Annotated in this window: 24 protein-coding genes and 1 pseudogene; 11 read left to right on the top strand and 14 right to left on the bottom strand. The window is 63.9% G+C overall.

All coding sequences use genetic code 11. The features are described 5' to 3' along the window. Positions 1 to 77: 77 nt before the first annotated feature. The 3 genes and pseudogenes from LPJGGPFB_RS13485 to LPJGGPFB_RS13495 all read right to left on the bottom strand — a co-directional run. A pseudogene (locus tag LPJGGPFB_RS13485) lies at positions 78 to 977 on the bottom strand (portal protein); the annotation flags it as partial. Continuing rightward, on the bottom strand, positions 977 to 2416 hold the full coding sequence (locus tag LPJGGPFB_RS13490; RefSeq protein ID WP_173420368.1) for a terminase large subunit domain-containing protein: 1440 nt from the start codon (positions 2414 to 2416) through the stop codon (positions 977 to 979). The gene LPJGGPFB_RS13490 and the pseudogene LPJGGPFB_RS13485, both read right to left, overlap by 1 nt. Beyond that, positions 2301 to 2711, bottom strand: coding sequence for a hypothetical protein (locus LPJGGPFB_RS13495; protein WP_173420369.1), 411 nt, complete (start codon positions 2709 to 2711; stop codon positions 2301 to 2303). Before LPJGGPFB_RS13495 ends, LPJGGPFB_RS13490 begins: the two co-directional genes overlap by 116 nt. A 323-nt stretch (positions 2712 to 3034) precedes the next feature. On the opposite strand from LPJGGPFB_RS13495, the gene LPJGGPFB_RS13500 reads away from it, so the two are divergent. The 4 genes from LPJGGPFB_RS13500 to LPJGGPFB_RS13510 all read left to right on the top strand — a co-directional run bounded on the left by LPJGGPFB_RS13500 (position 3035) and on the right by LPJGGPFB_RS13510 (position 5584). Then, positions 3035 to 3550 carry a tetratricopeptide repeat protein gene (locus LPJGGPFB_RS13500; RefSeq protein ID WP_173420370.1) on the top strand — a complete coding sequence of 172 codons (516 nt, stop codon included), beginning with the start codon at positions 3035 to 3037 and terminating at the stop codon, positions 3548 to 3550. Between the two features lie 243 nt (positions 3551 to 3793). Continuing rightward, a complete protein-coding gene (locus LPJGGPFB_RS13505; RefSeq protein WP_173420371.1) occupies positions 3794 to 4261 on the top strand; it encodes a tetratricopeptide repeat protein in 468 nt (155 codons plus the stop codon). A 729-nt stretch (positions 4262 to 4990) separates the two neighbouring features. Then, positions 4991 to 5125 (top strand): hypothetical protein, encoded by a 135-nt coding sequence (locus tag LPJGGPFB_RS33460; protein WP_255569852.1) that lies wholly within the window; start codon positions 4991 to 4993, stop codon positions 5123 to 5125. 198 nt (positions 5126 to 5323) lie between these two features. Continuing rightward, positions 5324 to 5584: a hypothetical protein gene (locus tag LPJGGPFB_RS13510; RefSeq protein ID WP_173420372.1), complete on the top strand. Its 261-nt coding sequence runs from the start codon at positions 5324 to 5326 to the stop codon at positions 5582 to 5584. Between the two features lie 113 nt (positions 5585 to 5697). On the opposite strand, the gene LPJGGPFB_RS13515 is transcribed toward LPJGGPFB_RS13510, so the two are convergent. Then, positions 5698 to 6102: a nuclear transport factor 2 family protein gene (locus LPJGGPFB_RS13515; protein ID WP_173420373.1), complete on the bottom strand. Its 405-nt coding sequence runs from the start codon at positions 6100 to 6102 to the stop codon at positions 5698 to 5700. 376 nt (positions 6103 to 6478) lie between these two features. Here LPJGGPFB_RS13515 and LPJGGPFB_RS13520 point away from each other — a divergent pair, with 376 nt between their 5' ends. After that, positions 6479 to 6679: a hypothetical protein gene (locus tag LPJGGPFB_RS13520; protein ID WP_173420374.1), complete on the top strand. Its 201-nt coding sequence runs from the start codon at positions 6479 to 6481 to the stop codon at positions 6677 to 6679. A 238-nt stretch (positions 6680 to 6917) separates the two neighbouring features. On the opposite strand, the gene LPJGGPFB_RS13525 is transcribed toward LPJGGPFB_RS13520, so the two are convergent. Further along, the gene (locus tag LPJGGPFB_RS13525) at positions 6918 to 7499 is read right to left on the bottom strand and encodes a BA14K family protein (RefSeq protein ID WP_173420375.1); all 582 of its coding nucleotides are present in this window, start codon (positions 7497 to 7499) and stop codon (positions 6918 to 6920) included. Positions 7500 to 7910: 411 nt separating this feature from the next. On the opposite strand from LPJGGPFB_RS13525, the gene LPJGGPFB_RS13530 reads away from it, so the two are divergent. Further along, the gene (locus LPJGGPFB_RS13530; RefSeq protein WP_115421266.1) at positions 7911 to 8333 is read left to right on the top strand and encodes a YciI family protein; all 423 of its coding nucleotides are present in this window, start codon (positions 7911 to 7913) and stop codon (positions 8331 to 8333) included. Positions 8334 to 8746: 413 nt separating this feature from the next. Here LPJGGPFB_RS13530 and LPJGGPFB_RS13535 read toward each other — a convergent pair whose 3' ends face one another. From LPJGGPFB_RS13535 to LPJGGPFB_RS13565, 8 genes are all read right to left on the bottom strand, one after another. Beyond that, positions 8747 to 10081, bottom strand: a complete 1335-nt coding sequence (locus LPJGGPFB_RS13535) for a metal-dependent hydrolase family protein (protein WP_234902898.1) — start codon at positions 10079 to 10081, stop codon at positions 8747 to 8749. Positions 10082 to 10600: 519 nt separating this feature from the next. Continuing rightward, positions 10601 to 11206 carry a hypothetical protein gene (locus LPJGGPFB_RS13540; protein WP_173420376.1) on the bottom strand — a complete coding sequence of 202 codons (606 nt, stop codon included), beginning with the start codon at positions 11204 to 11206 and terminating at the stop codon, positions 10601 to 10603. Positions 11207 to 11600: 394 nt separating this feature from the next. Then, on the bottom strand, positions 11601 to 12203 hold the full coding sequence (locus tag LPJGGPFB_RS13545; protein WP_234902803.1) for a helix-turn-helix domain-containing protein: 603 nt from the start codon (positions 12201 to 12203) through the stop codon (positions 11601 to 11603). Then, positions 12193 to 12333, bottom strand: coding sequence for a hypothetical protein (locus LPJGGPFB_RS33040; protein ID WP_234902804.1), 141 nt, complete (start codon positions 12331 to 12333; stop codon positions 12193 to 12195). The genes LPJGGPFB_RS13545 and LPJGGPFB_RS33040 overlap by 11 nt, the downstream gene beginning before the upstream one ends. A gap of 12 nt (positions 12334 to 12345) precedes the next feature. After that, positions 12346 to 12828, bottom strand: a complete 483-nt coding sequence (locus LPJGGPFB_RS13550) for a hypothetical protein (protein ID WP_234902805.1) — start codon at positions 12826 to 12828, stop codon at positions 12346 to 12348. Next, positions 12800 to 13456 (bottom strand): hypothetical protein, encoded by a 657-nt coding sequence (locus LPJGGPFB_RS13555; RefSeq protein WP_173420377.1) that lies wholly within the window; start codon positions 13454 to 13456, stop codon positions 12800 to 12802. The genes LPJGGPFB_RS13550 and LPJGGPFB_RS13555 overlap by 29 nt, the downstream gene beginning before the upstream one ends. A gap of 1004 nt (positions 13457 to 14460) precedes the next feature. After that, positions 14461 to 14838 (bottom strand): hypothetical protein, encoded by a 378-nt coding sequence (locus tag LPJGGPFB_RS13560; protein WP_173420378.1) that lies wholly within the window; start codon positions 14836 to 14838, stop codon positions 14461 to 14463. Continuing rightward, complete coding sequence (locus tag LPJGGPFB_RS13565) at positions 14831 to 15136, bottom strand: LexA family protein (RefSeq protein WP_173420379.1); 306 nt, start codon at positions 15134 to 15136, stop codon at positions 14831 to 14833. Before LPJGGPFB_RS13565 ends, LPJGGPFB_RS13560 begins: the two co-directional genes overlap by 8 nt. Positions 15137 to 15364: 228 nt before the next feature. Here LPJGGPFB_RS13565 and LPJGGPFB_RS13570 point away from each other — a divergent pair, with 228 nt between their 5' ends. After that, on the top strand, positions 15365 to 16018 hold the full coding sequence (locus LPJGGPFB_RS13570; protein ID WP_173420380.1) for a S24 family peptidase: 654 nt from the start codon (positions 15365 to 15367) through the stop codon (positions 16016 to 16018). A 488-nt stretch (positions 16019 to 16506) separates the two neighbouring features. Here the strand turns inward: LPJGGPFB_RS13570 and LPJGGPFB_RS13575 are convergent, their stop codons facing one another. Then, positions 16507 to 16755, bottom strand: coding sequence for a hypothetical protein (locus LPJGGPFB_RS13575; RefSeq protein WP_173420381.1), 249 nt, complete (start codon positions 16753 to 16755; stop codon positions 16507 to 16509). A gap of 232 nt (positions 16756 to 16987) precedes the next feature. On the opposite strand from LPJGGPFB_RS13575, the gene LPJGGPFB_RS13580 reads away from it, so the two are divergent. The 4 genes from LPJGGPFB_RS13580 (at position 16988) to LPJGGPFB_RS13595 (ending at position 18931) form a co-directional block, all read left to right on the top strand. Next, positions 16988 to 17419, top strand: a complete 432-nt coding sequence (locus LPJGGPFB_RS13580) for a hypothetical protein (RefSeq protein WP_173420382.1) — start codon at positions 16988 to 16990, stop codon at positions 17417 to 17419. A gap of 6 nt (positions 17420 to 17425) precedes the next feature. Further along, positions 17426 to 17674: a hypothetical protein gene (locus tag LPJGGPFB_RS13585; RefSeq protein WP_173420383.1), complete on the top strand. Its 249-nt coding sequence runs from the start codon at positions 17426 to 17428 to the stop codon at positions 17672 to 17674. Positions 17675 to 17795: 121 nt separating this feature from the next. After that, the gene (locus LPJGGPFB_RS13590) at positions 17796 to 18227 is read left to right on the top strand and encodes a GNAT family N-acetyltransferase (protein WP_173420384.1); all 432 of its coding nucleotides are present in this window, start codon (positions 17796 to 17798) and stop codon (positions 18225 to 18227) included. Positions 18228 to 18397: 170 nt separating this feature from the next. After that, on the top strand, positions 18398 to 18931 hold the full coding sequence (locus LPJGGPFB_RS13595) for a putative immunity protein (RefSeq protein ID WP_173420385.1): 534 nt from the start codon (positions 18398 to 18400) through the stop codon (positions 18929 to 18931). Positions 18932 to 18952 lie beyond the last annotated feature (21 nt).

The following is an 18952-nucleotide window of genomic DNA, read 5'->3' on the forward strand; positions in this document are numbered from 1 at the left end:
GCGCGTAGCAGCTTGGCGCGCATTGCCTCAGCATCGTAAAGAAATTCGCCGCCTTCCGGGCGGTACATGGCAAGCATGAGCTCGGCAATGCCGTCGTCGTCGGCGTCCACCTTCACATAGAGCTCGTAATACTCCACCTCCTGCAGCGCGGTGGCAGTCGCCTCGCCGTCGCCAAAGACGTCGCGGCGGCGGGTGAATGCCTCGTCGTCGCCGTCATGGTCGCCGGCGACAGTAAAGCCTTCCACCTTCGCCCGGTCATAGCCCATGGCGATGAGGTCGGAGCGGCGCATGCGACGGTTGATGCCGGTGATCGGGCTGTCGTCGATCGAGATCGCATCCGGATGGATGAGAAATTCTTCCAGCGGCACCGCGGCAAGCCGCGTCGTGCCGCGTTCGCTCGTGCGGCGGATCTTGACGCTGAAGACCGCCTGCTCCACCCGGCCCGTCGGCAGCTCGATCGCCTCGACCGACTGCGATTGCTCCAGCACTTCCACCGCATCGTCGGCGATCAGCTGCACCAGCGCCGCCTCATCAAGCCCCGTATGGCTCGAGACCTCGACTGTCTGCTTCTTCTCGTACCACCAGCGGATCACGCCGTTCCTGAGCTTCAGCGCATCGTGCGCCGCATCCTGCACGGCGTCATAACCGTCACTTTCGGGAAAGACGATGTAATTGATGTAGTCGGTCGCCTGCTCGGCGCCCGCCTCGTCACCCTGGTTGACCGGCTCGTACTCGACCACCTTGTCGTTGCCGAGCACGGTGCGGATGAGCGAAGGCAGCACCTTCTTCACCGCCGCGCGCACGTCGCGCGAAACCACCTTGGAGCGGTTGGCATCAGACGGCACATCCTTCATCACCCCGTCGTAATATTCCATCGCCCTGATGCGGTCGATCGACAGCGCGTCGCGATAGCTCTCGCAATCCTTGACGAGCTGGCCGACGAGGTCCGCCAGCGCCTGTTTTGTCATCGCAGCCATTACACAACCTTCCGATCCATGAATTTCCAGGCGGCCTCGTCGGCCTTTGCCCGGGCAAAGCGTTTCATCATCAGCGCGTAGCGGCAGGCCGAAAGAACGTCGTCGCGTTCCTTGACGATCCGTCCGTCCTTGCGGTGGTAGAGCCTGAATTCCTCGAACCATTCGCTTGCAGTGGAAAACACCTTGAAGCGCCCGGTCTGCATCCGCTGCAGCATGTCCGAGATCCCCGCCTCGACGCCGTTGGTGCCGTCGTCGAAGGTCGCCCGCTCCGAAAGCATCGCGAGCCCCTGCCCGCGATATTGCGCCGCCAGCTGCTCGCCCGAGCCCTTGTCGTGCTGCAGGCCGTCATGCGGCCAAGACCACGGCAGCCAGACGCCCCAGGGCTTCAATGCCGCCGCATGAATGATCGGCGTCGCCTCGCGCTCGCGGTAAACCTTGGTCACGTAGAAGACATCGGCGTCGCGGTCCCAGGCGCAGGCCGCCGCGGCAAAGGGATGGTCCCAGCCAAAGTCGAGCCCGCCGATCTGCACCCAATGCTTGGGGATCTCGAACGGGTCGATGCGGATCTGTTCCTCGGTCAACGGGAAGATCCGGCCCGAACCCAGCGTCGGCACGCCCTTGGTGCGCGCTTCCTTCTCATGTGCCGGGTAGCTGGCGATGATCTTCGCCCGCTCCTCGGGGGTATAATGCTCGGCATCGTCGATTGTCATCGTAACCACCGTCCTGTCCTCGGAGGGCTCCAGCAGGTAGCGGCTGACGACCGAGCTCATGCCCTTCAGCGGCGTAAAGGTCACGGCGACCGAGCCGCCGGTCGCATTGGTGCGGGTGATGCCCTCGAAATAGACGTCCTCCGGCGGCTCCTCGTCGAACCAGACATAGTCCACCGTGTTCGCCTGCCATTTGGCGCGGCCCTGTTCGTAGGCCTTCAGGAGCAGCGTCGAGGTGCCGCCGCTCGAATGGCGCACTGTCACGCTGTCGAGCGCGCCCGATGCGCTCGATCTGCGGGTCCAGCCCGAGATCGCCGCTTTCGGAATGTAGCCGGTGCCCCAGTCCTCTTCGCTCATTGGCGGGCCGACGAGCAACCGCTGCACGCCATCGCGCGTCAGCTCATGCGATTCCGAGCCGCCGATCATCACGATCGGCCGCTCGAACCGTCGGCCCGCCCACCAATGAGGATAGTCTCCAGTCAGGTGCATGGCCGCTTCCGCGGCTCCTGCCAGGGTCTTGCCGAGCTGGTTTCCGGCCATGAACAGCCGCTCGCGAAAGGTCGCTCCCGCCTCATGAAAGACAGTCTGCCTGGCATAGGGCCGGTAGTAGCGCAGCCTATTCGTGTTCTGCCGCCGCCCGATCTCCATCGCCAGCTCCATCCGCTCCCTGAGCAGCGAGGAAAGGCTTGATCTTGGCGTCGAGCTTGCGGATCCGCTCGAGGAGTTGTTCATCCGTCATCTCCCCGATCTGGTTGACATTGACTGTCACGTCCTTCGGCATCAGCGAGGCCACGGCTTTCAGGAAATCGTGCGGGCTCTTTTCAATCAGCGCGTGGATCGCCGCTGCCCCCCGGCTCTCCCAGGCGCAAAGCATATCGTCGAGAAAGAGCTCACCGAGCTTGGAGCGCACCGCCTTGCGGGCGCGCATTCGCGCAGGTGCTCCCGCCCCGATGGGGGTTCCAACCCGCGGCTCGCGCGGCAGGAAGCGCCCCGTCTTCGGGTCCTTGGCTGGTTTTCCGATGCTCATGATGAGAACTCCCATGCAGCACCGATGGCACCGCAAAGCTCTTTAAAGTCGCTCAGGCATCCGCGCGCGCAGCAAGCGGCAAACGGGCAACAGCCTTCCGATATCCACGGGAAATTGCGCAGACCCACTTGACCTTAGGTTGCATTATGTCACCAATACTAATTTACAGGCCGCGCATTCGCGGCACCCGGTGCGGCCAAAGGCGCCTCACACCGGATGAGACAGGTGAGTTGGAGAGATAAAGCGTTCAAGTTACAGCATAATTTATCCATTTTATCGTCCCGATTTTGAGGAATTATGCCGATGAATAAGACGGGTGTCTGATGATCCAAAACGCAGTCAGAAGGTTGAAGACCATTTTCACGCCGCGGCTGTCCGCCGCAAATGTCTCGCCAAGGTTGCTCGAACTCGCCACCTCAGGAAATCTCGACGCTCAGGCGGTGCTGGGGGAAATCTATTTCAACGATGGCCGCGAGGAGAACTACGCCGCATCCTACCACTGGAACGGACAGGCCGCCCGCCAAGGCCACGCCGCCTCACAAGCCCGCCTCGCAACGATCTATCACCAGGGCCTCGGCATCGAGCCTGACCCGCAGGAGGCGCTTCGCTGGTGGCGCAGCGCGGCGCACAAGGGTCATGATATTGCCCGCCAGGCAATCGACAGGCACAACCAGTATGACGGTGGTGTCGACCTGAACACGGCGCCGGCCGGCTTCCGGGCGGCACTCGATCCTCGCGGGAGGCCCCGGGGGGCGGCCAAAGGAACACCCGCAGACAGCCTGTCGCCGCAGGCGCTGGAGATATCGGAAGAAGAACAGACTGATGGACGCCGCAGCTGAGCAGACGAGCGACACCGCGTCGGCACGGTTATCGACATTAACCCGCGGTCTCAGCCCCCTGAAGCTGAGCAACATGGCTTTGACCTACCTTCATCAATCAACTGCCCCCGATAGGAGCAGCGACGACGAATGATCCAGCACTTATGGACGTGGCTGCGTGCAATTTTCGCCGGGAAGGCCCGTCGACGGCCTGTGTTGGCCGATCCGCCGCCGCCAGGCGCCACGATCATAGCACCGAGACTGATGAAACTCGCCAAGGGCGGAAACGTCGACGCACAAGCGGCGCTCGGAGAGCATTTTTTCGGCGATATCGAAGAAAACCTGGCTGCCGCCTACTACTGGAATGGGCTGGCTGCGCGCGGCGGCCACATCGGCGCTCAAGGGCGGCTGGCCACGATTTACCACGAGGGGCTAGGCGTCGAGCGCAACCCCAAGGAGGCGTTCCGCTGGTGGTATAGCGCGGCCCTTCGGGACCATCACGGTGCGCAGTTAATGATTGCCGTCTCCTACGAACTTGGCGGCGTCGTGGAGGCTGATCTGGAAGAAGCTGCCTACTGGATATCCCGTTCGTACTTCCGCGCAGGCGGTCGTCCCGAGGGCCTCGACTTTGTCGGTGCCTATTACGAATCGGTCTTACGGAAGTTATCCGAGGAGCAACGTCTTCGCGTTGCTGAACGCTTGCGTCACCTCGCAGAAACGACGCCACGATAAGCGTCGCCTGGCGACATTATCCACGTCGCGCAAACGCGTACGGCGGTCCTTCCAGCAACGACAAGACGCGAACAGGGCACGCCCATCCAAGAAGCGGAGAGGCACGTCAGGCGCGTCGGCCAATTCGAGAGAGAGACACACACAGATCTGGATGGACAGCCGCGGGCTGCAACCGGCCGGAGCGTGATCGACCGGCTCGTGCCTTCCAAAAATGAAAAAGGCCGCTTCGATTACGAAACGACCATCCTGTAATATCCTTAGCCCGGCTCCGGTAGAATGGCAACCCCTTCGAGCAAGATTTGTTCTAGTTTCGTTCTTTTTTTTCGGTGGCACCCGCCTGCCCAGCCACTGGTTCATCAAAGGCGCCGTGACGTCGCCGCTTTCTCGCGATTTTGGCTTGCCGACATCAGGCGTTGAATGCCGGGGCGCATCGAGCGAATCCTTGAGATTGCGCCGTCCACGAGAACTGGCACCGCCACCTCACTGACCGGCGACGCTCGCAGACGCTGCCGTTCGCCCCATGCTGGGATTTCGCGACCACGCATCCGCAGCGAGCCATCCTCAAATCTCGCCGGACATTTCCAACCTGCTCGGAACAACTCAAGCGCCACCTTCGTTGCCCCTTTCGGATGAGCCTTCGCCGGCACTGCGTATCGGTTAGGGATAACGTGCAGGTATTTGGATGCACGCGTCCGATTGTGTTATCATCGTTTCCGGGAGGAGAATGTCATGGAGAATTTCTTCGCACTACTCGCCGTTGTCATCGGTTCCGCCGTGCTGGGGCTTGCGCTTGCCTACGGCATGCGCCGCCAGAGAGACAGCCACCCGCCACCCAAGCACGACGACGCCACGCTGAAATTCTAGGCGCTCACGCCGTGCCTGTACCCTCCAGCTTGCGCACCCGCCGCTGCTTGGGCGAAGCCATGTCTTCGCCACCAAGTCACTTCTGAGCCTGCCACCAACCCTCTGATCTGCGCCCAGAACGAACCTTTCACGGCCATGATACGGAACCATTCGGCCGTTTGCCGCTTACTCCTTGGCTACGATCAAGGAGATGTGACCATGCCCCGAACAACGCTGAAGCCACGCCTCATTCCGGATAACGAAGCCACCGACTTGCCGGACGTCCCTGCGGATCAGATCCCCGATGGTGACGACCTGCCGCCGGCAGACCAGGGTCGCGTGCCCCCGGTGCCGAGCCGCGACGAGGCAAATGTCGAGAACGACGAGGCCCTGCCGGATGACGCGGAAGAAGAAGCCCTTGACCGCGATCTGTCGCGCCAGGCCACCCGCTTCGATGAAACCCTGCCCGACCAGGACTGAGGCAACGCCGCCTTCTGCGTGACACCCCAATCTGACACGCCCGAACCACAGCGTGGCAAAGCCGGCCCCCCGGCTCCGCCATCGCACGCCCGCCCCTCACATTGCCGGCAAGTTCAGCTCTCGGCCGTCGAAACGGTGGCCGATGTCAGCGTTCCCTGGTGGAACAGCATCTGCCACCGGCCCGCCGTCCGCTTCCAGATGGAGGATCGCAGCGCCTGCCGTTGCGACCCGTCACCCGCCCGGCGAATGGTCCTGTAGGTGAGCAACACGGCGTCCGAACAGATCGGCGTCAGCGCAAAATCCGTCGCCTCAAGTTCACCTTCATCAGGCTCATCATCCTCTTCACAGAGAAGCTCGATCGTCTCTGCGCGATGGTACGTCGTTCCCGATGCGCCGAATTCCATGAAACCTTCGGCAAGCAGCGCCTCGACGGCCGCTCTCGAGCGGCGCACCTCGGGCCGATGCAGCGCCTCCTCGAGCGTCCGGATGTCATCAAGTTGGACAGGAAGATCAGCCATATTCCACACGCCTTCTTTTGAGGCCCACGCGCGCTCGTGCGCGTGCCCATGTCTGCGATGCGGCCAGGCATCGACACAAGAGCCAGGCCGGGCAATCCGCGCCAAGCTCTCTGCGATAGCGCACGCCGGCGCGCAAACGCCAGGCAAATGTCCGAACCCGAACACGGGACGCGGCGAGACCAGAGCGGTAAACCTTCGCTAGCCAACATGCACCGCGTCCTGCCGTCCTCACGTCGAAATACGGCATCTGCCGTATTCCCGGCAGCCCATCCGCGCCGTATGTCCAACGAGCCGCGTCGCGTCAACGCTCCGGCGGGTCGCCGCGGCCGAAATCCCGCCTGGGCCGAAACCATGTGTAGAAACCAAGGAAACAGCGATGAAGACAATCATCCTAGCCGCTGCCGCATCGTTCGCCCTGATGGCGAGCGCCATGGCAGCAACGCCCCCAGGCTCGACCCTGGACACCAAGCCTTCCAAAGCCGAGCGGGCACGCGCTACCGCAATCGAACTGGCGAAGGGCCCCAACCGGACGAGCAGACCGTCGCCGCCAAGCCACGGCAAGGGCTACTCGTTGTGAGCCGTCGCGCGGGGAACGTTCGCGTTAATGCCGCCTGGCAGAGCCTCAATCCGCGGCGCGTCGTCGCGCTCATGACCGCTGCTTTGTCGGCTTGGCAATTTCGCCGACGGACACCGGAACTCCTCCGGCCGCAGGCGCCGCTCGAAGGTCAACTTTGACGGCGAGGACGGGAAGCACCCCGCGCATGCCCCGACAATGACCCCGCCGATCGCAGCCGATCGGCGGGGCTCGGTCTCGCTCAATAATAGGGCGAGTAGCACTGTTGCCGCGGGCCGCCATAAGGCTGGAACGAGTTGTCCCAGGCACGGTAGGAGCGGTAGCGGTCATAGCACCAGTTTGTATGCCGCGGGTTCACGCCGGTCTCGACGCGCCGCGGCGGAGCGGCAATCGCGCCGCCGATGATGGCGCCTGCGCCGAAGGCTGCCAGCGGATACCACCAGCCGTCATTGTGGCGGCGATATCCATCGCGGTAGCCGCGATAACCCCGGTGACCATTGTACCAGCCATAGCGATAGCCGCCGCTGCCCTGCCAGCCCGGCCGCGGGCGATAGCCGCCATCCCAGTGTGGCCGTGGACGGTGGCCCCCGTCCCAACCCGGGCGCGGCCGGTACCCGCCGTCCCAGCCGGGACGCGGTCGATATCCACCATGGTTCCAGCCCGGCCGAGGGCGATGTCGGTCGCCGCCCCATTCGCGATACTGCACGCTCGTAACGTCGCTCTGCTGCCGCAGCTGGACGGCCGCAACCGGCATGGCATTCGCAGGCGTGTAGCTCGTCAGAGCCGTCACCGCCGCAAGGATCACAATGCCTATCTTCTTCATCTCGACACCTATCCGTTTCGAATAGGCGCAAGCTATGCCCCCCGGACGTGAACCCGTGGTGAATGCGCTCATCATCATATTAGCATGTAAAAACATTCGGATATCGACGACAGCTCGTCTCATTGACGAACCACGACGGCATGCCTGTGGATCTTGCGATGCGAATATCTTGCTCGCCGCGGCGGTCGCTATATCTTGCCGTGAGGGCCGTCCCGGACCACATCGGCGACACCACCTCAGCGCGGCAAGGCATGGCGCAAAGTGTACGCCACCGCCTTGCGCGGGCTAGCCGTCGATACCGCTACGGCCCTGCAGAAAAAAGTTTGGGCGGATTGTCGGCCCCTGCGTGGCCCGTTCGTCATTTAGGCATGAGGGGCCGTCTTGGCCTTGTCGATCAGAGGAGAAAAGACCATGCGCGTGATAGTAATGGTGAAGGCGACCGAGGACAGCGAAGCGGGCAAGATGCCTTCGACAGAGCTGCTCGAAGCGATGGGCAAGTTCAACGAAGAGCTGGTCAATGCCGGCATCATGCAGGCCGGCGAAGGCTTGCACCCGTCGTCCAGGGGCAAGCGCGTCGCCTTCGACGGCGCAAGCCGCATCGTCATCGACGGCCCCTTCACCGAGACCAAGGAACTGGTCGCCGGCTTCTGGATCTGGCAGGTCAAGGACATGGACGAGGCGATCGCCTGGGTGAAGCGCTGCCCCAATCCGATGCCCGGCCCGAGCGAAATCGAAATCCGCCCGGTCTTCGAGGCCGCCGATTTCGGCGACGCACTCACCCCCGAAATCATCGAGCGCGACGACCGCCTGCGCGAACGCATCGGCGGCAACTGAGGCCGCCTTTCGGCCCAATGCATTTCGGACGGTCGGGATTCCATCAATCCCGGCTGTCGACACCGGCAGCCGCCGCCTCGTCGTTTCGGCTGCGCCCTTGCCGCCACCATCTGGCGATCATCCGGCGAAAGCCCCGGCCGCTCCCCGGCCTGGAGCGCGTTCCTCGCACCCACGCGCCAAAAGACAATCGGGTTTAGCCATTCCTCGCTTCACTGGGTCATCCGCATGAAGTGGACTTATTGATGCGGATAAGCGGATAAGATGCCCTGGAACAGAAGTGCGACCGCACAATTCCTTGAATCGGAAGCGATTGAAGGAGAAAATTATGCAGCAAGTTTAAAGCGTTACAGCGTCCCTTGCGCGCCACATTTGACGCGCGCCGTTGTAGAGCGCCGCGCGTTCACCTGAGCGCACTAAGGACGCTCCAGCGTGTTCTTGTAGATGATCCCGTCCTTCATGATGATCTTGAAGTTGCTGGCGGCATCGGCCACCAGGTCGATATTCTCCAACGGATTGCCGTCGACGAGCAACAGGTCAGCAAGCGCGCCTTCCTCGATCACGCCGAGCTTTCCCGGATAGGGATTGCGTGGGCCGGATAGCGCCAGCAACTCCGCATTCGTTCCGGTCGCCATGGTGAGCGCTTCGGCAGGCGTGTACCAACGCTTGAGCGAGGCCAGGATTGCCCCCTGCTGCTGCGCCAAGGCGCGGGAGAACAGGACATCGGTGCCCCACGCGGTCTTGATCTTGTACTTTTTCGCCAGTTCGTAGGTCCTGCCGATGCCCGGCCACACCTCATCCGCCTTGGCCCGCTCGACCGAACCTTTCGCAAAGCCTTGCCGCAGCAGCTCGGGAAGCGGCTGAAGGCTGAGCCAGATGCCCTTGTCGGCAATGAGCTTGGCGGTTTCCTCATCCATCAGAAAACCATGTTCGATACACTTCACGCCGGCTGCAATCGCTATTCTGATCGCATGCGACGTGAAGGCGTGCGCCGCGACATAGGTCCCCCAATTGTCGGCGATTTCCACCGCGGCCCGCAGCTCGGGCTCGGTAAAGGTGGTCACATCGAGCGGGCTGTGGGGTGACGACACCCCGCCTCCCGCCGTCACCTTGATCAGCGCTGCCCCTTGCATGAGCTGCTCACGGACCCTCAAGCGCACCTCGTCGGGGCTGTCGACCACGATGGCCCCGCCGACCTGCTCCATCCGGGCGAACGGGCCACCGATCACCCGCGGCAGCTCGGACATCTGGCGGAAATCTCCATGTCCGCTGGTCACGGTGAGCATGGCGCCGGAAGGATAGATGCGCGGTCCCTCGACGATGCCGGTGTCGATCGCGCGCTTGAGGCCGAACACCGGCCCCCCCACGTCGCGCACGGTGGTAAAGCCGCGCATCAGCGTGTCCGTCGCCTCGTCGCCCGCAGCCAGATTGTTGAAGCCGACGTCACCAAACGACTCTGCCGGAGTGGACCGCGCCAGCATGGCGTGCCAGTGCGCATCGATAAGGCCCGGCATCAGCGTTCGGCCGTTGCCGGCAACGCGAAGGGCGCCCGCTGCCTCCACCGGGTCTGTCGAGATCCGAGCGATCACATTGCCTTTGACCAGCACATTCGACGGAGCAGACAGCGAGGTCGCTCCTTTCCCATCGAAGATGCGGACGTTTTCGAAGAGCACATCATCCGCCCATGCCGCCGGGCAGACCCCAAGCACGAGAATTGCCGCAAGCCACCGTCTGCTGGATAGCAGCACCATGAAAGCTGCGCGGGCATAAGAGGACACGGCGACGGCGCGGGACAATGCGTGCGCCACAAACGTGGCCTTCATCAACGCCTGCGATTCCAGAGATCTGATACACACGGCAATTCTCCAACCTTGAGGGAGGGATGGGTCGTGGCAAGCGAGAAACTGCAGCATTCATTGCGATAGGGCTGTGGCGCGAGCCACCGCTCGCCCACGCAATTGCAAGGCCATTTTTGCAGTCAGGCCATTGCAATGCGGCACCCGACGATATCAACGTCTGCTTTTCGGTACAAGCAGACGTTGATGACGCAAACCGAGGCATCGCTTGGATCATGGTTGCACCAAGGCCGCCACGGCGCAATTCCGCCTCAGACGACAGCGCATGCCTTGTCGGACGCGCAAAGATCGGTGGATCTCCGCCACAAGGGTTGGGTTAGGGGGAGTGCATTCACTCCCGGGCATTCTCAGGACTTGGCGGAAGCCTGAAGCGGCCCTGCCAGAGGCCGCTCCCCGGCAAAGGGCTGGCGCCGGTCACACCGCCTCCTTCTGCCTCGAAAGCCCAAGATACCAATGCAACTCGGTCAGGCCGCGCTTCAGCCAGGCCAGCTGCGGCTCCGGCATGGTGCGCAACACCTCGTAGTCCATGACGCAGACGTTGAAGACCGTCGTTTTCACCCGTGGCCCTTCCGGCAGCTTCAGGAGCACGCCCTCGAGTTCCATCATCCGGTTGGTCGCAGCCCTTGCTGCCCGCATCCGCTCAGTGGTCGCCTCGCCTTCAAACCCTTTGACGCTGAACAGCGACTGCGCCCTGACGCTTGGGAAGGGAATGCCGGTCAGGCTGTAGTAGCGCGCCATCTGCCGGGCATATTCGTCGCCGGCCTCGCGCTCATGGGCGGTCAGCTTGCCGTCTAGGAACATCCGCCCGAGCGTGTAGCCGGCGAAGGGACTGCCGGCATCCACGCCCTTCATTCCCGAAAAGTGCTGACGCTGCCGCGCCGCGATGGCGACCGAGCGCACCTCTCGTTCCGTTTCGCCGTGCTTGATCTGCCCGCCGGGATAGCGCGCGACGTCCGCCTTGCGCGGCCGCCCCGCCTTGCTTGCCCGCTTGATGCGAATGCGTTCTGCCTTGGATGTCATCGTCTTCTTTCCTTCTGCTCGTCTGCGTTCCATTGCCCATGCGCATCCGCCCGAAAGCCGGCGCCCGGCTGCGTCGATGCGATTGCTCGTTGTGTCAATGCCTGCCTGTCATCCGGTGCCGCGCCAGGCGGCCTCCCGCGCGTCCGACCACTGCGGCTGACGGCCACGGCAGCCCGCCGAAGCGGGATCTGCCATCCCGGGTGGACAGCAACTGCCACCCCGAGGTGGACGGGAACTGCCACCCCCGAGGTGGACAGGCACCTGCCCCCCGGGGATGGACGACTAACCGCCACCCCCGAGATGGCCGGTGAACCGCCGCACTCGGGCAGGCGATCCCCTCCCGGCCGTCAACGCCCACCCGTCCATCGACCCCACGCTCGCGACCGGGTCGGCCTCATCGCTTCGCCCGCCCCTTGTTGACCGCGTGCAGCACCGAGCTGTGGTCGCGCCTGAAGATCCGGCCGAGCGCCGGAAGTGACAGGTCCTCGCGCTCGTCATAGACGGCCGCCATGCAGCGGTGGCGCGGCTCGACAAGGCGGCGTTCCCGGCGAACCCCGATCACATCGGCCCAGCCGATGCCGGGATAGGCGAGCAGCACCTCATCGACGATCTCGCGCACCGGCCGGCGGCTGAAGAGGCCGCCCTCGCCGTCAGCGCCCGCGCCACAAAGCAGTTGCGCCTGCGACAGGATGCGCGCTTCGGCGTCGGCGAGCGCCAGTTCCAGCTGCAGCACCCGCAGGCGCTGCGCCTTCACATGCGCGCTCAGGGCAGTTAGCAAGTCCTCCGGCGCAAGCGGCGCGTCGCTCTCCGGCACGTCGGCTTCCAAGCCGCGCGCCATCGGCACCGCCCCGAGCCGGGCGTTTGCCTCGCCGTCGCTGTTTCGCGCGTCACTCGCCCCGTTTCCTGCGCCGAGGCCTTTCGGCCATATTGTCGTCTCAAGCCCAGTCGCCGGCCCAGTCGCCGGCCCCATCGTCGAATGTCTCGTTTCAGGCTGCATGGCTTGCCACCTCCCCGGCAATATCGATCGTCGAGCCCGAGGCCATGGCCTGGGCCACATCGTTTTCGAGCCGCGCCCGAAAGGCGCGCTGCTCCGCGGTCGGCTCGGCCGTATCGGGAAGGTCGAGCATTCGGGCAAGCGTTTAGGCCTGCTCGATCGATCGCACCTCACCGGGCGTTGACCCCGTCGCCTTGATCGCCGCATGCTCGGCACGGAACTGGCGAAGCCGCACCCGCACCCGCTCGCGGATTTCAGGTGAGCGCCGAGTGGACGGCAATGCCGGGCTCAAAGCCTCGGTAATCTCACGCTTGCGGGCCAGCTCGGCCCGTGTCGCCGCCGCCTCGCTTTTGGCGAGCGCCGCCAGCACCGGCGGCTTGGGAATGGTGCCCAGAAGCACGTTGGCGTTTGCGGCATAGTCGCCGCGGATCAGCTTCTGCGTCGCCACTGAGAGGCCGCAGGCCGGCACGCCGGAGAGGGCGTATTGGTAGACGGGCAGAAGCTTTTTCGGGTCGATGCCCTGCGGCATGGTCATGCCGGCCGTCTGCATCGCGTTGAGGCTGCGCAGGATGGCATCGTCGCCTGCCGGCGCCAGCCGTTCAGTGAGCGCGGTAATCTCCCGGCTCAAGGTCGAATGTCGGTTGTGTCTTGGTAAGGTCGTCATTGTCCTGGTTTCCATTCAGTTCGCGTTCTATCGCTTGTCGGCATTCCCGCTGGTGGCGGGCAAAGTCGCTTTCGCGCGGGCTCGCCTGCGGCCGGTGGCTCTTGCGTGGCCTTGCGGCATTGCGCATCCAGTTGCGCCAGGTGGCGGGCCAGTCGAGCTTGGCCGCGTCCCGTCCGGATTTCGCCGTCCAGTAGTCGCGGAATTTTTCAAGCTCCAGCGCCACCGCCGCCTCGCCGAAGCCCAGCCTGGCGGCAAAATCCCGGTCCGGCTCGAATTGCTCGGGAAGGCGCATGGCGCGCCTGCCACCGGGCAAACAGCGCGCTTGCGCGAGGGTTTGGGTGTTGTCGGGAGAGTTAATTTCTTTAGGGGGTGTGGGGGACCTTTCTTTATCAGAGAGGGGAGCGCCGCCCGTCGCCGTGACCGCCCGTGACGTCACGTGAGCGCGGTGGCGCTGTTGCCGTTCGCGATCGCTCGCGCGGCGCCTTTCGATGTCCGATTGCTGGCCCGCTTCCGCTGCGCGCACGGCGCACAGGATCATCTCCGGTGTTGCACCGCACTGAACCAGCGCCTCGACAATCGATGTGATGCGCATCGCCTAGACCTCGACCGTCACGGCAAGCGCTGCGCGGACCGGGCAATCAGCCCGCCCCTGCGGCAAACGCCGCCACACAAACCTGTCGAACCGCGCCACGACGGCGTCCGGTCGAGCAGGCGACGCCAGCCCGGCCAGGATCTCGCCCAAAAGTGTAGGCACGTCACAGGACGCCCGGATAACGACAAACGCACTGTCCCGCCGGATACACCGATCCACCTTTGCGCACCGACCGCGCCTGCCCAGGCTCGTACGAATGGCCGCGCCATCCGCCCCTCGCTCCGTTGCCGGCGATGTCGGGTAACGAAGAAATCTCTCAAAATTCGCGTCACGCATGACGTCGTCTCCTCATGAATGTCCGCACGGGTTCCCCTCGCCAAAAGCGGCGATCGGCCTTGGCGTGCCATGCACCTGGTCTGGTTTTCCTCCGCCTCCCCGCCCGCAAGCCGCCTGAAACCCCGCACGCAACGTGCGAGACGGGACTCAGCCACGGCGTCGTGGCGCTGGAGCACTGCGCGTCCTGAATCCCCTGGCATCAAGGATGCCCGGGCATCGCGGATGCCACGCAAGAAATCGCTCCAGCCTTTCCCCGCGCATGATCCCGCACCGAGACCGCATCCGATCATCGGGGGCATGCGTCAGATGCGGCTTGCCGGCGCCGAAAGGGAAGCGAGGGGCCACCGGGGAGGAGGTGGGCAGCAGCCCCTCGCCATGATCGTCGCCGCACCTGCGCCCGCGTGACCGGTTGGGCACGCAAAGGGCGCGGCAGCCGTGCAGCATGTCATCCACACCAAACCGATCCCGGCTCGGGAGCCATGCAGAACAGCGACGATCAGTTTCTTCTATGGCCGCGCCCGTCGGTGCCGACGTCGCGAATGGCCAACAAATTCTGGAGCCTTGTTGCCGTCATCAGTGCGATCAGGCAGGTCGCATTTCACCCCCTTCGCCGACCTCCGACGGCGGCAAACCGCCGATGAATGCTCTGACGACAGCCGGGCCGGACATCAGGTTTTCCCCCTGCCTCGCCCCACCGGCGCGAACGCCTCGTCGAGTTCGCGTTGCAGCGCCTCGAAGTCGATGCCCGGCACAATCTCGTTGTCCCGTGGGCCCTCAATTCCCGACAAGGCTGCCTCGCCACGGACCTCGCCCTTGCCGGACAATCTTGTCCGGCCGGAAAGGACGGCCCTGCCCCACCGGCTGAGCCTGCCGGCAAAGGTGATCTCGCCGGACGCCGCCCTCCAGCCCGCGCGTTGCCTGCTGCAGCCGAAGACCGGACTGGCAAGCCAGCTGACGGCGGCAAGCGTCACCGAGGTGGCGGAGAAGGCTGCAAGTCCGGCAAAGACCGGATTGCCGAAAAATGTATCCGTCATCGGCTCAAGCATGGACTGCCTCCACCACGACGATTGCGCGCGCCCTGTTTTTCAGCCGGCGAATGGCGCCGCGCTCCTCCATTCCCGCCACCATCCGCGAAATTCCGGATTTCGATGAAAGCCCCAGATGGTCCTTCATCTCGTCAAAGGTCGGCGAGACGCCGTTCCTGTCGGCGCTGTAGCTGCGAATGAAGCTGAGCAACTCGCCCTGCCTCGGCGTCAGCCCGTTCGGTCGGCGCCTGGGTTGCCCGGGAGGATTGTGGCGCCCGGGGCGCCTGGGTTTTCCTGATCGGATTGCGGCTTCAGTCATCGGCTCACTCCAGCAAGCATGCAGTCATCGCCCATGCGGCCCTCCGGGACACCTCCGCGGCCGTGACCGGGCTGCTCCTGCCTGGAGCGGCAGCCGGGAAAATCGACCCCAGAAGATGCGATTGACTGTTTGTTTCCGTTCATATCCTATCAATAATAGGAACACGCCAGTTTATCAAGAGGAAAAATCCTATTGGACGTAGGAAGCGGAATCTGGGATGCCATTTGCATGGATCAATTGCGGCGCCTTATCCGGGAAGCAGTCGACGCGAAGAGGACGACCTACAAGGATCTGTCCATCGCGATCGGGAAGAACCACGCCTATATCCAGCAGTTCGTCGAGCGCGAGAGCCCGCGCGAGCTGCGCGAGCGTGATGTGCGCGCCATCACCGACCTGATCGGCACGACGCCGAGCGCTGGAGAAGCCAGCCAGCCCCGCAACACCACCGGCTTCAATCCGCAGATCGTGCCCGGCGAGCAGCTCGTCGGCCATCGCGACCTGCCGATCTTCGTTGCCGCCCAGGGCGGCGACGGCCACGTGATCGTCACCTTCGATGCGGTCGAATACGTCAAGCGCCCCTCGGTGCTCGAGGGCGTCAAGGGCGCCTACGGCATCTACCTTACCGGCACCTCGATGATCCCGGCCTATGAGCCCGGCGACATGGCCCTGGTCCACCCGCATCTGCCGCCGGCCCGCGACAAGGACGTCGTGCTCTATCACGTACCGCCCGCCAACGATGCCGAGGCGATCATCAAGCGCCTGGTGTCGTTCAACGACCGGGAATGGACGCTGAAGCAGTACAATCCCTATCTGGAATTTACCGAGAGCCGGGTGGAGTGGTCCTTCTGCCACCGGGTCGTGGGCAAATACAGCGCCCGTTGACGCCGTCGGCCATGGATGGACGACGCAGCCGACGAGATTGCCGGCCGGCCGTCAAACCTTAGCTTCACGCCGCAACCGATTGAAAATAAATGCGCCTTGAAAGCGACGCCACGCCTGACGATACGTGAAGGGCCGGAAGGCGGCAGCGCAGGTGGCGCCACCGGCGGCCGACGACGCCCCCTATCGACCCCGCAGCCCAATTCGATCCCGCAGAAGGTCCGCGCCCGACAAAAAGCCCGAGAATCGATCCTCGGGCTGTCGCTTCAACATGGTGGCCGGCGATCAGGGCGGCGGCACGCATGACATCCGGGCACACTCAATGGCATCCGGGCATACGCATGATATCCGGACACGTTCAACGGCACCGGCCGCCCACAGCCCGCCGCCCTCTACGCGGCACGCCCCATAACCCTGTCGCCTGATACCGGCGACACGAACAGGCAAACGGCCCAGGCCGGCAAAGCCGCCTCGCGCGGCTGCCGATCCGCCTACGCGGCCATGACCTCCTGCATATCCGAGGGCAGGTCACCGCCGATGAAAAGGATGGTCGCATCCTCGAATTCACCGGTCGACAGATCCCCTGCCCGGCTGAATGCGACAACGCCCACCTTGGTCGACGCCAGCCTTTCCGCCAGCCTGAGCGCGTGGTCGGCCCCGGTCGCCTGCACCGGAGTGTCGGCGAGCAAGGCGCCCCGATTTCCCCGCGTAAAGCTCTGAACGACGAAGTAAGTGACCATGTCATGCTCCTCTCTGCCACCTGCAATGGCAGCTCCAAGCTGACTCAATCCTTCGAACAAAACAAGAACAAACTGGAGGATATCGACAGCCCTGTCAGAAAAATCCTGCCGCGCGTAGATTTCCTATTGACCGATTGATAGGATATTTCCTATATTTGCGCTACCAGTCGAAACAAGGGAAGCAGGATCCGCAGCGTGCCCCCGCACCCGCCTGCTTTGCCAGGGAGAAGGTATGACAGTGACATCGACACGGGAAAACCGGCCTGCGGCACCTCTCACCCAGAGCCGCGAAATCATTCTTGCGGTCACCACGCTCGGGCGCGGCCATTTCATCGAGGAAAGCGATTGCTTCGGCACCACCTTTTCAACCGCCGCCGAATGGCTGAAGGTCCATGACGGCGAACACGCCACCAGGCTCATCCGCTTCGATCTCGACGCGTTGCACGGCGAAGACATCTCCGAGACCATCGCCGACGCCTGGCTCGACGATTTCGATCGCACGCCGGATGACCAGCACCTGTTGCCCGCCTTCGTGCGCACGTCGCAGGCCTGGGAGCGCTGGTGCGCGGATTTCGAGGCGACGCCCGGCGGCCATCGCCAGACCCTCTCCTTCTGCCAAACCGGCCACGGCACGCTCAACCAGCGCCAGCAGTTCGGAGCTTAGGCCCTGATGGATATCCCGCTCGACAAATCCGCCCTCTTCGCCGCCATGGAAGCCTTCTGGCAAACGGAAGCCGGCAACGACAAGGGCGTGGAAGCGGCGATCACAGCCTATATCGAGCGCATGGGCCTTGCCCCTTTCAACGAGATGGCCACCGCCAGGCGCGCAGCCCTTGCCGCCGCCACCGCCCGCGTGCCGGCCCGCCCGCCGCAAAGGGTGCAGCACGGCCGCAATCGCCCGCCCGCGCCGGCAACCTGAGAACAGCGGCAGACAATCTGCCATGGCAAAACGGCGGTTCGCCGCTTAAAGGTGAAAATCCTTTGTTCGCGACACCGGCGCATTGTCATGCGCCTCGGTGCAATTGCATCTGGAATCGTTGATGAAAATCAGAAGCGCCACCCTTGCCGACGTCGACACGTTGATCGCCCTCGACACCATCGCTGCTCACGATCCTGAGCGACAGCATCAGATCAAGTCGTGGATCGAGACAGGCAGCTGCCACATTGTCGAGACCAACGGTTCCGTCGACGCCTATGGCGTCCTGGCCTATCATTTCTTCGGAAACGGATTTATCGAAATGATCATGGTCGCGGAGCACTCTCGTCGCCAGGGCCTTGGAAGGGCGCTCGTCCGACATTTCACCGCCGTCTGCGCAACGCCCAAGCTCTTCGCATCGACGAACCTCTCCAACCGGCACATGCAGACACTCCTGGGTGCCGCCGGCTTTCGCACCTGCGGCTACATCGACAACCTTGATGAAAACGACCCCGAAATCATCTTCTGTTTTCATGCGGCGCAGGTGCGCGGCTGAGACCCGATCCGTGGGTTGATATGGCCAAAGGCGGACAAGATGCGCTGGCATCACAGTGCCGGAAAGAATCGGCATTTTGCGGATACCTTTTGCGCCGCGTCGCAAACCCCTCGCCCCAAGGCGGTCGCGACATCCTTCGACGAGTGCCCTTTGCACGAGGAATGCACACGATGACCGCCGAAACGCACACGCCGCTCTTGAACGAAGACGATCTGCGCCAGATCGCGCGCTGGGCTGCGGCTTGCGCCGGGCGCGCTCTGCCCCTTTTCGAGGCGAAGGCCCCGGACGACAGCCGCCCTCGCGCAGCACTTTTGGCCATCGGAAGCTTTGCGCAGGGCGGCAAGCGGAGCTCGGCGCTGCGCAAGCTTGCCTGGGCCGCCGGTCAGTCGGCGCGCGAGGTTGGCGATCCCGCGGCCTCAGCCGCTGCCCGCGCGGCGATGGCGGCAGCCGGATCCGCCTACACCCATCCGATCGCGACCCCCCACCAGGTCAATCATATCCTCGGGCCGGCCGCCTACGCCGCGCAAGCCGCAACGCTCGCCGCCGACGACCCGGCCGACGTCCTTGACGCGGAGATCCGCTGGGCGATTTCGCAGGCATCGCCGAAAGTCCGCCAGATCATACAACGCATGCCGGCGCGCGCGCCGAGCAAAGGGCCGTTCCACGCGCTGCTCTACCGGCTTGATACCTGCCTTCGCACATGACAACAGTTCCATCGGCACCTG

Source organism: Ensifer adhaerens (assembly GCF_013283195.1).
In the GTDB taxonomy this organism is placed as follows: Bacteria; Pseudomonadota; Alphaproteobacteria; order Rhizobiales; family Rhizobiaceae; genus Ensifer; species Ensifer adhaerens_G.

Bases quoted from the DNA above. Each gene is read 5' to 3' on its own strand.
- LPJGGPFB_RS13570 (WP_173420380.1), top strand. From the start codon at position 15,365: ATGGATCAATTGCGGCGCCTTATCCGGGAAGCAGTCGACGCGAAGAGG.
- LPJGGPFB_RS13585 (WP_173420383.1), top strand. From the start codon at position 17,426: ATGGATATCCCGCTCGACAAATCCGCCCTCTTCGCCGCCATGGAAGCC.
- LPJGGPFB_RS13580 (WP_173420382.1), top strand. From the start codon at position 16,988: ATGACAGTGACATCGACACGGGAAAACCGGCCTGCGGCACCTCTCACC.
- LPJGGPFB_RS13530 (WP_115421266.1), top strand. From the start codon at position 7,911: ATGCGCGTGATAGTAATGGTGAAGGCGACCGAGGACAGCGAAGCGGGC.
- LPJGGPFB_RS13525 (WP_173420375.1), bottom strand. From the start codon at position 7,499: ATGAAGAAGATAGGCATTGTGATCCTTGCGGCGGTGACGGCTCTGACG.
- LPJGGPFB_RS13545 (WP_234902803.1), bottom strand. From the start codon at position 12,203: ATGCAGCCTGAAACGAGACATTCGACGATGGGGCCGGCGACTGGGCCG.
- LPJGGPFB_RS33040 (WP_234902804.1), bottom strand. From the start codon at position 12,333: ATGCTCGACCTTCCCGATACGGCCGAGCCGACCGCGGAGCAGCGCGCC.
- LPJGGPFB_RS13540 (WP_173420376.1), bottom strand. From the start codon at position 11,206: ATGACATCCAAGGCAGAACGCATTCGCATCAAGCGGGCAAGCAAGGCG.
- LPJGGPFB_RS13490 (WP_173420368.1), bottom strand. From the start codon at position 2,416: ATGAACAACTCCTCGAGCGGATCCGCAAGCTCGACGCCAAGATCAAGC.
- LPJGGPFB_RS13555 (WP_173420377.1), bottom strand. From the start codon at position 13,456: ATGCGCATCACATCGATTGTCGAGGCGCTGGTTCAGTGCGGTGCAACA.
- LPJGGPFB_RS13510 (WP_173420372.1), top strand. From the start codon at position 5,324: ATGCCCCGAACAACGCTGAAGCCACGCCTCATTCCGGATAACGAAGCC.
- LPJGGPFB_RS13500 (WP_173420370.1), top strand. From the start codon at position 3,035: ATGATCCAAAACGCAGTCAGAAGGTTGAAGACCATTTTCACGCCGCGG.
- LPJGGPFB_RS13520 (WP_173420374.1), top strand. From the start codon at position 6,479: ATGAAGACAATCATCCTAGCCGCTGCCGCATCGTTCGCCCTGATGGCG.
- LPJGGPFB_RS13590 (WP_173420384.1), top strand. From the start codon at position 17,796: ATGAAAATCAGAAGCGCCACCCTTGCCGACGTCGACACGTTGATCGCC.
- LPJGGPFB_RS13505 (WP_173420371.1), top strand. From the start codon at position 3,794: ATGAAACTCGCCAAGGGCGGAAACGTCGACGCACAAGCGGCGCTCGGA.
- LPJGGPFB_RS13565 (WP_173420379.1), bottom strand. From the start codon at position 15,136: ATGACTGAAGCCGCAATCCGATCAGGAAAACCCAGGCGCCCCGGGCGC.
- LPJGGPFB_RS13515 (WP_173420373.1), bottom strand. From the start codon at position 6,102: ATGGCTGATCTTCCTGTCCAACTTGATGACATCCGGACGCTCGAGGAG.
- LPJGGPFB_RS13575 (WP_173420381.1), bottom strand. From the start codon at position 16,755: ATGGTCACTTACTTCGTCGTTCAGAGCTTTACGCGGGGAAATCGGGGC.
- LPJGGPFB_RS13535 (WP_234902898.1), bottom strand. From the start codon at position 10,081: ATGGTGCTGCTATCCAGCAGACGGTGGCTTGCGGCAATTCTCGTGCTT.
- LPJGGPFB_RS13560 (WP_173420378.1), bottom strand. From the start codon at position 14,838: ATGCTTGAGCCGATGACGGATACATTTTTCGGCAATCCGGTCTTTGCC.
- LPJGGPFB_RS33460 (WP_255569852.1), top strand. From the start codon at position 4,991: ATGGAGAATTTCTTCGCACTACTCGCCGTTGTCATCGGTTCCGCCGTG.
- LPJGGPFB_RS13595 (WP_173420385.1), top strand. From the start codon at position 18,398: ATGACCGCCGAAACGCACACGCCGCTCTTGAACGAAGACGATCTGCGC.
- LPJGGPFB_RS13495 (WP_173420369.1), bottom strand. From the start codon at position 2,711: ATGAGCATCGGAAAACCAGCCAAGGACCCGAAGACGGGGCGCTTCCTG.